The 11,642-nt window shown below is 51.0% G+C and carries 9 protein-coding genes and 1 tRNA gene; 3 read left to right on the top strand and 7 right to left on the bottom strand.

The features are described 5' to 3' along the window. The first annotated feature begins 209 nt into the window (after positions 1-209). A tRNA-Phe gene (locus tag ACL2XO_RS05580) sits at positions 210-285 on the top strand. Between the two features lie 293 nt (positions 286-578). Here the strand turns inward: ACL2XO_RS05580 and alkB are convergent. Then, entirely contained in the window at positions 579-1,226 is a 648-nt protein-coding gene (alkB, locus tag ACL2XO_RS05575; protein WP_203522800.1) for a DNA oxidative demethylase AlkB, read from the bottom strand. Between the two features lie 315 nt (positions 1,227-1,541). Here alkB and ACL2XO_RS05570 point away from each other — a divergent pair, with 315 nt between their 5' ends. Next, positions 1,542-2,795: a DUF1835 domain-containing protein gene (locus tag ACL2XO_RS05570; RefSeq protein ID WP_413742356.1), complete on the top strand. Its 1,254-nt coding sequence runs from the start codon at positions 1,542-1,544 to the stop codon at positions 2,793-2,795. A gap of 9 nt (positions 2,796-2,804) precedes the next feature. Here ACL2XO_RS05570 and ACL2XO_RS05565 read toward each other — a convergent pair whose 3' ends face one another. The 4 genes from ACL2XO_RS05565 to ACL2XO_RS05550 all read right to left on the bottom strand — a co-directional run bounded on the left by ACL2XO_RS05565 (position 2,805) and on the right by ACL2XO_RS05550 (position 7,592). Further along, a complete protein-coding gene (locus tag ACL2XO_RS05565; protein WP_132923417.1) occupies positions 2,805-3,554 on the bottom strand; it encodes a GntR family transcriptional regulator in 750 nt (249 codons plus the stop codon). Positions 3,555-3,813: 259 nt separating this feature from the next. Next, complete coding sequence (locus tag ACL2XO_RS05560; protein ID WP_413742355.1) at positions 3,814-4,737, bottom strand: glycosyltransferase family 2 protein; 924 nt, start codon at positions 4,735-4,737, stop codon at positions 3,814-3,816. 341 nt (positions 4,738-5,078) lie between these two features. Further along, positions 5,079-5,999, bottom strand: a complete 921-nt coding sequence (locus ACL2XO_RS05555; RefSeq protein WP_413742354.1) for a DMT family transporter — start codon at positions 5,997-5,999, stop codon at positions 5,079-5,081. Beyond that, positions 6,000-7,592: a B12-binding domain-containing radical SAM protein gene (locus ACL2XO_RS05550; protein WP_413742353.1), complete on the bottom strand. Its 1,593-nt coding sequence runs from the start codon at positions 7,590-7,592 to the stop codon at positions 6,000-6,002. Positions 7,593-7,728: 136 nt separating this feature from the next. Between ACL2XO_RS05550 and ftrA the strand changes: the two genes are divergently transcribed. Further along, positions 7,729-8,718 carry a transcriptional regulator FtrA gene (ftrA, locus tag ACL2XO_RS05545; RefSeq protein WP_203522806.1) on the top strand — a complete coding sequence of 330 codons (990 nt, stop codon included), beginning with the start codon at positions 7,729-7,731 and terminating at the stop codon, positions 8,716-8,718. A 24-nt stretch (positions 8,719-8,742) separates the two neighbouring features. Here ftrA and ACL2XO_RS05540 read toward each other — a convergent pair whose 3' ends face one another. Beyond that, positions 8,743-9,708 (bottom strand): D-2-hydroxyacid dehydrogenase family protein, encoded by a 966-nt coding sequence (locus ACL2XO_RS05540; protein WP_413742352.1) that lies wholly within the window; start codon positions 9,706-9,708, stop codon positions 8,743-8,745. A gap of 234 nt (positions 9,709-9,942) precedes the next feature. Next, entirely contained in the window at positions 9,943-11,553 is a 1,611-nt protein-coding gene (locus ACL2XO_RS05535) for a methyl-accepting chemotaxis protein (protein ID WP_413742351.1), read from the bottom strand. Positions 11,554-11,642 lie beyond the last annotated feature (89 nt).

Raw genomic sequence — 11,642 nt, 5'->3', positions numbered from 1 at the left:
CCAAATTGATCATAACTACTTGATTAATAGATAAATTAATTAATTTTGATAAATTATGACATAACTTATTGCTTCAATGCCTTTCCAAAGGCAGCCGGATATGCCTCCAGGCGGTGGGATGAGGGCTGCATGAAATCTCGTCAACCGAGCGGGCAAAGGTGATAAAGCCGTTGACGTTATCCTTGTGATACGGTTTAATGCGCCCCGTTGCCCGGATAGCTCAGTCGGTAGAGCAGGGGATTGAAAATCCCCGTGTCCTTGGTTCGATTCCGAGTCCGGGCACCACTGTTTTGAGAAACCAGCTTAGCGGCTGGTTTTTTTGTTTGATAACATTCTTATTTTTATTGAAATTGTTTTGGCATAAAGCTTCGTTGCTTTACCTTCTGACAGCGGCCCGTTACTTAACTATTAGAATATTCGGGATAAATACATCCTCGATTAATGCGATTGCCTTTGCAATTAACGACACCTAAACACAATATGTATCTTTGCCGTGAGTAGATAAAATAACAAATAAATTATATGCAGCGGCAGTTTAAACAGACGGGCCGGTAACCGCGATTCATGACAATACCCGACTATAACGCCTTGCGCAGTGTAATATTGATACGATGCGGCCCCACCAGCGAATGATACCCCTCCTTCACCGGTAAAATACCGTGATAATTGAGTCTGGACGGCCCGCCCCACACCACCACGTCGCCGTGGGCCAGCGGGACGCGCCTAGCCTTGTCGCCGCGCTGCAGGCCGCCGAACTGAAATACCGCCGGCAATCCAAGGGAGACCGATACAATAGGCGCGCCAAAATCATTTTCATCCTTATCCTGGTGCAGGGAAAGCTTGCTGCCGGGATCGTAGCGGTTCATCAGGCATGAGTCCGGTACATAATGGCCGAATCCCGCCTGCACAGCGGCTTCATCCGCCAGCGCCATCAATATTTCCGGAATCGGCGGCCAGGGTTTGCCGGTGCGGGTATCCCGATCCGAATAGCGATAACCGCGATTATCGCTGGTCCAGCCGTTGCCGCACCAGCTCATCGCCACCGACATGCGGTAACCCCCCGGCGTGATCATGTGGCGCCAAGGCACCTGCGCTACCACGCTGTTTACCGCTGCCAGCAGCTCCGGACCGTGATCGCGGACAAAACCATGCAGCACCACCGCGCCGGGGGCGATTTGTTCGTGCCACGGCGGCGGCAACGCGTCTTCAAAAAGATCCATCGTCATTGGCATAACCTGTATATGCACACAGTATTTATTTTAGCCGATGGATGCCGGATGTCCAGCGCTCTCCTCTCCTGGCACGTTTTCGCGGCGACACCCAGTAAAGGCCCTTTGCAACCCTCGCCTAACGAACATGAGCGCACGTTCACACCCTCCGCCTAAAAGGCGTGGCGTCATTATCTTCTCTTCGGCTATAGTGGGACATGGCGTCCTCCACGCCTCCCGTCCGCGGAAAGGGCTGCGCCCAGGTCATCAGCCAGACGAATAGCCCATACGGCTCCCGGCCTTACAGCGGACAAGGCTTAGCATGGAGATCGTATGCCTCAACATCCGCAATATTCTTCCCGCCACGACGGTAAAATCAACCTCGAACAGCAGCGCAAGCGTGCCAAAGAGCTGCTCAAGCAGCTACGGAACGGCGCCGCACCCAACCTGGAAGAACGCCTTACGGGCGCCGGATTTTCATCCCACCCCCGTCGTTTGTCCGATGCGCAATGGTTAATTGCCCAAGACTTGGGCTTTCCCAGCTGGCCGAAGCTGAAGGCGCATATTGACGCCATTGCTTTCGCCGCCCGCCACCCCGGATTCGATTCGGACGATGAAGCAAATTCCGTGCATTGGCGTTGCGGCAACGACATAGCCCATACTCTGCGCGTCGCCGGCTTCAAGGGCGAATTCCGAATGTTCACCGATCCCTTATGCATGGGGCCGGTACCTGACCTGCCGGCGCCGGAATTCCAGGCGGTCCGGAGTAAGTTTATCAGCCGCGCCTTCGCCATGGACGAAGCAGAAAGCAGGCAGCGCCTGGCTCAGGAATACGCCGCTATCGACCAGTTGGCGCACTCCCCTCATGTCGTGCTGTGGTGCGAAGCGGATGCCTACGATCAGCTTTTCCTGATCCGTTTACTGGCCGGACTGCGGCATCTCCCCCCTCGGCTGGAGCTGATAGAAATCAATCACGTGCCCGGTGTGGAACGATTTATCGGCATCGGCCAACTCGCCCCCGATTTGCTTGCCTGGCTTTGGCCGCAGCGCCGGCCGCTGGGTGAGGATGCGTTGCGCCTGGCCCGCCGTGCCTGGGCCGCCTATCGTTCTTCATCACCCCTGCCCTGGGCGGCGCTGGCGCACGCTCCCAGTCCGCCATTGCCTTTTCTGGCGCCGGCGTTATTACGGCAATTAAGGGAATTGCCGGCGCTTCGCACCGGTCTTTCGTTAACCGAACATCTCGCGCTGGAGATCATACGTGAAAAAGGGACGGTTGCTTTTGGCCGAGTATTCGCCGAGCTCATGGCGAAACGGGAGCCGCTTCCGTACCTGGGCGATACTATGTTCCATGCCCTGCTTCGCCCGCTGATTGACGCACGCTCCCCGTTGATAACCGAGACCGGAACCGAGCGCCTCTGGCATGAACGCACGCTGACGCTGACATCCTTGGGACAACGGGTAACGGCAGGCTGCGCCTACTGGTTTGATCAAGCCGGAATGGAACGATGGGTTGGCGGAGTGCGCATCAGGAGCGGCGGGCCGCACTGGGCAATAGATGATGATTTGCGGCCGGTATGGCGTCCCTGATGACGTGATTCACTTGGTACTGGTGGCGTAGTAGGCCTCTTTGGCTACATGCAATTGGCTTATCTGGATAAGCCGGCCGGCGAGATCGTAAGACAAACGCTCTACCGCCAGCACAGGGTCACCCGCCGCGGCGCCGAGATGCTTGATATCCTCCTCGTCGGCCAGCGCCGCGCATATCTTTTCATCGATCCGCATAATCAGAATATTGAACATGCGGTCGAGAAAGCTGGAGATGCTCACCGGACGATGAAGGGTAATCAGTTGGCTGGCTTTAGGGCATAAATCTTCCCTGATGGCGGCTCTTTCGATGAGCATGGGCATCTTGTTCGCGGCCCGCAGCCGAACCATGCGCGCCACCGGTGCGCCTGCCTCGATACCAAAGGACTTGGCTTCCTGCGCCGTGGCCTTGCCCGGCATAATCTCAAGATATATCGACTCTTCCGTTCGAATATGATCCCGAGAGAAAAATTTCAGAAAGCGAAACGGCTTAGTGCTCCCGCCCCTGTTGGTGGCAATAGTCGTGCCGCGCCCCCGCTGGCGCACCACCATCCGTTCCTGCGCCAACTGCTCAATGGCTTTGCGGGCGGTGCCGACGCTGACGGAATATTCATTTGCCAACGCCGTTTCGCTGGGCACCAGCTCCCCCGGACGCCATTCACCGCTCAGAACCCGCTGCACCAGATCGTCTTTCATCTTTTGATAAAGCGGTATCTTTGCCGGCTCGGCCCGATCGACAAGACGGTTCGATTTAACTTTCATAATAATATTATAGCCTTATAAAAAATCCTTCCCTAGCCGCACCAGCAAAGCCGTGCAATGGGCCATGACCATTGAGAGTTGTCTAAAGCGGGCAACGATGGAAAACGGCCGTGGTGGAGTCGTCCAGGTAAGCACAATGGCGCTAAAACCCTATATTAAAACATATAATGTTTTAATAAACAAAAAATTAACTTCAGGTACCGGCGCCGTGACTGGCGGATTGACATGGATTTTTATCTGAGGGAGAATTTTATTCTTATCACCAAGCTTTGGTTATTTTTTTTACTTTTAGAAGCTTTAGTTTGAAACTCAAGCGCACATAGGGATTTAGCATAAAAGGCAAGGTTCTTACATTCTCCAGGCACTGTTTCACCCCGCCGCGATCGTGCCAAAGAGCGATGATATTATGATATCGATTAACGAAATCTATCCAATGACAAAGTTGTAGTGACTTATAGTCGCCACCGAGAATAGACTCCATTCTTTCCAGCGAAATTTTATAAAGCTTAATTTTTCCCTCGTCAATTTTCGCTGATAAAGAGTTAGCTCTTTTGATATATAAATAGGGTCCCGAACCTGAATAAAATATTTTATCGCAATGCTGCAAAACTTCTAAAAAAAGAAATGCATCTTCATAACATATAAAGTCAGGAAAATGATGGTCTTTAAGAATTTCACTTTTGATAAACTTCCCGATGAAATGCGCCTGAAAGGATTTATGAATGAGATACTCTCTGATGGCCCTGTCTTGACCGATCTTCCTGGCGGAAAAGGGCGCAACCTTGCCTTCCGGCGCTTCTACAATCACTTCATTTAACTTGGTGATCAACATATCGGGTCTGCGGGAGCGGAGAAAATTCAAAATGTCTATCAGTGAAGCCCGTATGAACAGATCGTCCCCATCCAGCATGGTGATATATTGGCCACTGCACTTGTGGACCGCAAAGTTTCTTACCATCCCGATGTTTTCATATGAAACATTAAATTTTTTTACGTTTTCATAGCCGAGGGCAAATTGATCGTATATGCTCTCACTATCGTCAGATGATGCATCATTAATGAGTAATATTTCGCATAAGTCAAAATGATCCCCTAAGGCAAGCTTCAATGAGCACAGACAGGCCGCCAGATATTTTCCGCTATTATGTGCTGTAACAATAATGCTTAGAATTATTGATTTCATTGATAAGCGTTCTAATAGTTAGAATAATTAATGTTAAATTAAATTTCTTACAGTTTTATTACTATTTATATTTAAAAAGAAACATTTAATTTGCCAAAAAAAAAGATATAAAGCGGAATTTTAGCTATGATTAAGCGTTCAAGTATTGCTTCGCTTTATGGAAATTTGATTAAATCAATCTCAAAAGAGATGATTGCGTTGTCCATTCTAAGCGATATACCTGACATAAGGAAGGGGAACAAATTAAACCCATGGTGCGGGGGATAATCCCGCTCAGGCAGAGTGGGGAATATTTATCATAGCGATAATCACGGGGATTGGCATAACCATTTCCGCCGGGATCATGGCGACGGGGTGGTTTGCGGCTTTGCCGCCGTCGCTCTGTTGGACAGCATTACGCCGGCGATGATAATTAACGCACCCAACCATTTGAACAAACCGGCCGGCTCTTTTAAAACAAACACTGACAGCAGCACCGTGATAAAAGGCACCAAATTGATGAATGAAGCCGCTTTGGTGGCGCCTATTTTATCGATGCCCTGATTGAAAAAAAGGTAGGCCAGCACCGAGCCGCCGATGGACATGAACAACAATGAAGCAATACTTATAAATGTGATGCTTTTCCCGGGATAGCAATAAAATTGCAGATGAAAAGCGTCCGCCACAACCCATGGCAGGAAGGCTATACTGCCGTAAAAGAACAGATAAAACATTCTTATCATGCCCGGCAAGGGGATAACCCAGCGTTTAATCAATACATTATAGATACCGAAACACAAGGTACTGACAAGCAGCATGACATCGCCTATATTGTAGGACGCGGCAGACAAAATATTCAAATCGCCGCCGGTGATGGTGATAGTTACGCCGAGATAGGCTATTATCAAGCCAAATAACTGCCAGGGTTTGACATGCTCCATGCCCGACATGGCGGCAATAAGCAACGTGATCAAGGGGATGGTCGCTTCAATGATTCCCGCATTAAAAGCGCTGCTGCCGTTCAATCCGTTGAAGTAAAAATAATAGCATAGCGTTACGCCAAAAATCGCCGTAACGAACATTCTTAGATGGGTAATTAAATCGATACGGATAAGTTTATTTTTATCCTTGATGAAACATAAGATTATCAATGCTGCGATAAAAAACCGTAAAAACGTGACAATAGAGGGCACAAAGACATCTAAAGCATATTTACCCGCGATGGCGGAACCACCCCAGAAAAAAGCGGAAAGGGAGAGTGCGATATAGACTTTGATGTTCATTCAATTCACTCCAAATATTATAGATAATTCTCTTATCATTTTTTCCAAACGTGGGATATAGCTGAATTCCTCTTTCATGAAACGATCCGATATCGAGCCGGTAGCATCTAACTCATTGATTAGCCCAAGTAAAAATTCCACCGTATTTGCTTGTATCAGTTCAATATAGCGATCAAACTCCGCTTCTCTCTCTGAATAACCCAGCAGGCCCTTATGGAAATTTGTGATTTTTATCTGATCGCGAATTTCCCGTAACAAGCGATCTTCCAGTCGGATGATTTCATACCGGTCATGAATCCTTTTTACATAAGCATAAAGCTGCGCAACTTTCCCGTCGCTGAAATGATAATTCGTAACATCCCAGGGTACATACCTGTGCTCCATCAGGGTATGCTGGTTAAGCCGTATTCCCGGCAGGGTTTCCGCTCGTGAAGAAATATTCCAGAACGAAGCCAAACCGGCGCCGTATAAAAAAAGAATGGTTTTTTGTACCTGTTTTAAAGTGACATCCTGGAAAAAGGTAATGCAACCGTTGGTGGAGCCCGCTATTCCCTTGGATTTTAGATACTGGAAAACTCTGCTGGATTCAGAAGGGATGATTTTTTTATTATAGGTGTCCAATTGTTCATCGTCCCCCGCCTCCAGTCCCAGATAAGTGCTTATCATGCCTATAGCGCGTAACCGCATAAGCAATTGGTGATCTTTTTCTTTATCAATATTGAAGCTGTCCGCCCGGATAAACACATTAAGCGGCAGCGACAGTTCCCTGCGTTCCATTTCCTCGCAGAAGGCGTTCATCCATAATCTGTTCTCTTTCGACGGCGTCACAAACGTCGCATCATAAATATGCAGATAATCTTTGGTCTGTCTAATCAGGGGTTCCAATGCGGCTATTTCCTTGACGGCATTTGCCGGCGAGCGGGTTCTGACCCCGGTTGACTCATTGCCCAAGAAACGCTGGGCATTGCAAAAAACACAGGGATAGGGACAGCCTCGATTGATCAATATCCCCGTTTTTACCGGCCTGCCGGTTTTTATGCCTCGATGGGCTATGTCGTGTGCCGCGAACGAAAGACCGTCCAGCTCGCTGTTCGGTAGCCGGTTATTATTGATATGTATCAGTCCGGTCTGCGGATCCCGGAACGTTATCCCATCGACGTCGTTTAGCGGGAAATCATTGCTGACCGTATCCACCAGCCGTTTCAGGCTGATTTCACCCTCGCCGCGACAGATGGCATCGATGGACTGATAGGCCGTAAGGATACCGACATCTTCATAAGAGACATGTTCACCCCCAAGGACAATAAAGGGTTTTGCTTCGGCGAACTGATAAAGACGCTGGCTGATCCGCAGGGCGGATTGAAGCGTGACGTAATTAACGCTGAACGCCACCAGGGTAAACCGGCCTTTGATGATTTTCGTCACCATCTCATGTTCGGTAAAGCCATCCACCCGCAAATCAAAAAGTTCGACACTGTAGCCGGCCGAACGCAATTGTGCCGCAATGAGTCCCAGCGCCAGATTTTCATAATGGCCATAGAGCTCTCGCATGTCCGGCGTCTCGGTTTCCGGATTAATCAGAGCGATGCGCATGTCCTACTCCTCATATAACATCAATTAAATGCCAGGCGTCCGGCATCACATGAACGAATTAGCCGTCGCCAAGCCTTTAAAACAGGGATATTATCCCTTGACGATCTGCTTGCTTCATAGAATGTGAAGAGTCAACATGCGTATAAATTCTGCCAAAAAGAAACATCACGTCGTGGCCGTGGCCTACGATCGGCTGCGTACCTTCGAATTTGGCTGCGTGATTGAGTTTTTTGCCGTGCAGCGTCCCGAGCTGAATGTTGATTGGTATCGCTTCTCGGTATGTACGGCGGAAGAGCATCGAATCCATGCCGTCGGCGGTCTGGTCATGGAAATTCAGCACGGATTGGAAATACTGGAAACCGCGGACACCATCGTGATCCCGGCCTGGCGTGACATCGATGAAGCGCCTCCCGAGCGTTTATTACAAAGCCTGCGGGACGCTTATCAACGGGGCGTCAGAATATGCAGCATCTGTACCGGGGTATTTGTACTGGCTGCGGCCGGATTACTCCATGGCAAAAGCGTTACCACCCACTGGCATCATGCGCGCCTGCTGGCGCAGCGCTATCCCGATACCAACGTTTTGCCTTCGGCGCTGTATGTGGATGAAGGCCAGATAATGACCTCCGCCGGCTCCGCCGCGGGATTGGACATGCTGCTGCATTTGGTCAAATCCGATTACGGCCACCGGGTCGCCAATAGGGTGGCTCAGCGGCTGGTTATCTCTTTTCACCGCGAAGGCCGCCAGCAGCAGTTGCCTAAAACCAAGGCGGTGGAAAAAGGCGAAAACCGGATTGCCGGCCTGGTGGACTGGCTGAGGGCCAATCTTGCGTTGCCCCATACGGTGTCATCCCTGGCGAAACGGGCCATGATGTCCGAACGGACCCTGCAGCGCCATTTTCAGGAAACCATGGGCTTGCCCATTATGCAGTGGCTGGCGTTGTGCCGGCTGGAATACGCCAAGGAATTACTGGTCAACGGCTCATTTTCCATTGCCAAAATTGCCGAAGTCTCCGGGCACTCCTCGGAAGCGACGCTGCGGCACCAGTTCAGAACCCATGAGAATTTGTCCCCGACGGCGTTTCGCCGCGGGGGGCTGCGCGGGGAGTACGCCGATGGCGGTTAGCTTTGCGACGTCGCGCCTACCGGTTCAAGAGAGGGTCCGCATGGGCCGGCCCTCATGCCAGGCCAGGATATCTTCAATCATCTGCGTGAAAAAGATGCGGTAATCCTCCTGGGTGACATAACCGATATGGGGAGTCGCCAGGACGTTATCCATGCGGCGGAACGGGTGATCCCGCGGCAAGGGTTCCTGATCGTATACATCCAGCGCCGCGCCGGCGATATGATGTTCCCGCAGGGCTTTGATTAGCGCCGCTTCATTTACCAACGGTCCGCGCGACGTATTAACCAGATAGGCGGTGGGTTTCATCACAGCTATGGAAGACGCATCGACAATGCCCCGGCTGCGGTCGCTCAAGACTAAATGAATGGATAGCACATCAGATTGCCTGAAGAGTTCTTCCTTGGCGACATAGGACACGCCGTGCTGCTGCGCGCCCTCGGCGGTGAGATTCTGGCTCCAGCCAATCACCCGCATACCGAAAGCCTGGGCATAACCGGCAACCCGTTGGCCGATTTTACCCAAACCCAGAATGCCCAGCGTCTTACCGTATAATCCGCCGCCCAGGCTTACCTGCCATCCCCCTGTTTTCAGGGAGCCCGCTTCGTCGGCCAGGTTACGGGTCACGGCCATAATCAACGCCCAGGTCAATTCGGCCGCCGCATGCTTCCCGCTCTCGGTCCCGCAGACCAGAATGCCGGACTGCGCGGCGGCCTCCATATCCACTGCCGCATTACGCATGCCGCTGGTGAGCAGCAGTTTCAATCGGGGTAACCGGGTCAGTAGGTCCTTATCAAACCGGCTGCGTTCCCGCATAAGACAAATAACATCGTAGGATTGCAGCCGCTCCGCCATTTGCGGGGGCGCCGCCGGGTAATCATGAAGAAAAGTCACCGATCCCAGGGAGTGTAAAACCGACCAATCCACGGCTTGCTCCGCAACGGATTGCCAATCATCGATCACCGCGATGCGTATAGGTAGCTGTTTATCCAAAATGTTCTCCTCATTCGGAGCGATCCTGCAACCGCCTCGTAAATAGTGTCGCTTAATAAAGGGTGCCGAAGGAATACGGATATTGTCAGAGTACAGGGATATGAAAAGAGGTTGCCACTGATTCTGGCCGGCACTGTGTTAAATATTGTTTCTTCCAATGCCGGGACATGGCCGCCTTTCAGGGCGGCGGAACCTTCGGGCGGCTGCGGTTACCGTTTGTTTTCCGTTTGGCTTCTACAAGGTCAGCGAGAATTTACTGACGCTTTGCCGCAACCGCTGGGAATGGGAAATCAGCGAATCGGAAGCCTGGGCACTGGCCACCGTCAGGGAATGGCTTTGATGTATCTGATCGTTCAGCCGTTTAATCTCACCGGCGATGGTATTGACCTGGAAACTTTGCTGATTGGCGTTCTGCTGTAATTCCTCTAACAACACCGACACCCCCCGCACCGATTTGATGATATCCAGATAAAAGGTATCCAGTGCTTTAACCCGGCTAAAACCGCTGTCGATATGCTTATGGGTGGAGTGGATCAGATGATCGATTTCCCGCGTGGAGCTGCCGCTTTTTTGAGACAATAAGCCGATTTCTTTCGCCACGACGGAAAAACTGCGGCCGTATAGACCGGCATGGGCTGACTCGATGGCGGCATTCAGCGCCAACAGCTTGGTTTGCATGGAGATCCCGTCCAGCATCGTGATAATACCGGCGATTTTTTCTGATTCGGCCACAATTTCATGCATTTTACGATCAACTTCCGTGACCATTTCACCGCAATGCCGGGTTAAGGCTTCCGCGTCGCTCATCTGCCTGGTGGCGTTACCGGCGAAACGCGCCCCGTTATCCACATCCTGGGCAATGCTGTCCAGTTTATCGCTGATGGCATCGAAGGCGGCCATTTGTTGCTGGTTTTGCCGGCTATAACCCTGGTTATGCTGGGCAATATCATTGGCGCTGTGCATTACCAGGGATGATATTTCATTGATTTCTTGAATGATGTGCTGCAAGCCCCGCTGCATCTCATCGATACCCTGGTTAAGCCAGTGGATTTCACGGGACTGCCAGCGTGAAGCCGGTAATGCATGGGCAATGTTGCCGGTGGCGATTGACGCCAAATGGCGCAAAGCGCGATTGAGCGGCGTCACCACCGCAAAGGATAACACCAGGCAGGCTAAGACCAATAAACCCATCAGCAATACCGAGATACTCAGGGAGATATTACGGTTATGGGTCAATGAAGCCAGCATGGTTTGGTTAAAATGCTCGGCATCGGCATTATCCTGCTGCATCCATTGATAAAACAGACCGTTGAATTGTTCCTGGAAGGCCTGGATCGGCACCATAAAAAATGAGTCGATATTATCGGCCCTGATGCCTTTTAACTGCTCATGAAGGCCGTCGAATACCATGGAAAAGCTTTGCTGCAGAGCGCTGTCATCCTGTCCCGAACTCAATTTCTGGTAAGAAGAGTAGTAACCCTGCGCGGCTTTGAGGGATGCATCGGCGCTGTCCGCCAGGGCATTCCAACTGCCCACCGAACCGCTTTGCTTATCCTGCATGTAATAGATGCCGGCACGATTGATATTGTCGCTGGCGGTCAAGAGTTCTATGCGTGATTTGTTCAACAGAGATTGCCGTTCGGTCATCATGCGGGCGGTGGTGACATTGGTCGTCGTTTGCGTCACCAACCGGGTTAACAAAGCGATAGAAGCGCACTGCAGCAAACAAAATATCAGGGTAAAAAGTATGAAACCGCCTCGCAGGCTGGTCATCCATCCCGGCAGCGACAGATGTCGAAACCTCAGGATTTTCGGCCAGTGAACCACTGGTTTGATAATAGACATCTTTTTATCCGCGCTAAATAAAAAGCAGTATTCGATCACTTTATTTCAGAATCGTTACAGCCGGACAGACCGGTAACTATAAAGATAAT

This window comes from Sodalis sp. RH15 (genome assembly GCF_047324255.1).
GTDB lineage: Bacteria > Pseudomonadota > Gammaproteobacteria > Enterobacterales > Enterobacteriaceae > Acerihabitans > Acerihabitans ligni.
Note: the sequence above shows the minus strand (reverse complement) of the source record. Positions and strands in the feature narration are given on the sequence as shown.

What these genes read in the sequence shown, in the direction of transcription:
- ACL2XO_RS05565 (WP_132923417.1), bottom strand. Translation starts at nt 3,554, where the DNA reads ATGAAAGTTAAATCGAACCGTCTTGTCGATCGGGCCGAGCCGGCAAAG.
- ACL2XO_RS05535 (WP_413742351.1), bottom strand. Translation starts at nt 11,553, where the DNA reads ATGTCTATTATCAAACCAGTGGTTCACTGGCCGAAAATCCTGAGGTTT.
- ACL2XO_RS05555 (WP_413742354.1), bottom strand. Translation starts at nt 5,999, where the DNA reads ATGAACATCAAAGTCTATATCGCACTCTCCCTTTCCGCTTTTTTCTGG.
- alkB (WP_203522800.1), bottom strand. Translation starts at nt 1,226, where the DNA reads ATGACGATGGATCTTTTTGAAGACGCGTTGCCGCCGCCGTGGCACGAA.
- ACL2XO_RS05560 (WP_413742355.1), bottom strand. Translation starts at nt 4,737, where the DNA reads ATGAAATCAATAATTCTAAGCATTATTGTTACAGCACATAATAGCGGA.
- ACL2XO_RS05570 (WP_413742356.1), top strand. Translation starts at nt 1,542, where the DNA reads ATGCCTCAACATCCGCAATATTCTTCCCGCCACGACGGTAAAATCAAC.
- ACL2XO_RS05550 (WP_413742353.1), bottom strand. Translation starts at nt 7,592, where the DNA reads ATGCGCATCGCTCTGATTAATCCGGAAACCGAGACGCCGGACATGCGA.
- ftrA (WP_203522806.1), top strand. Translation starts at nt 7,729, where the DNA reads ATGCGTATAAATTCTGCCAAAAAGAAACATCACGTCGTGGCCGTGGCC.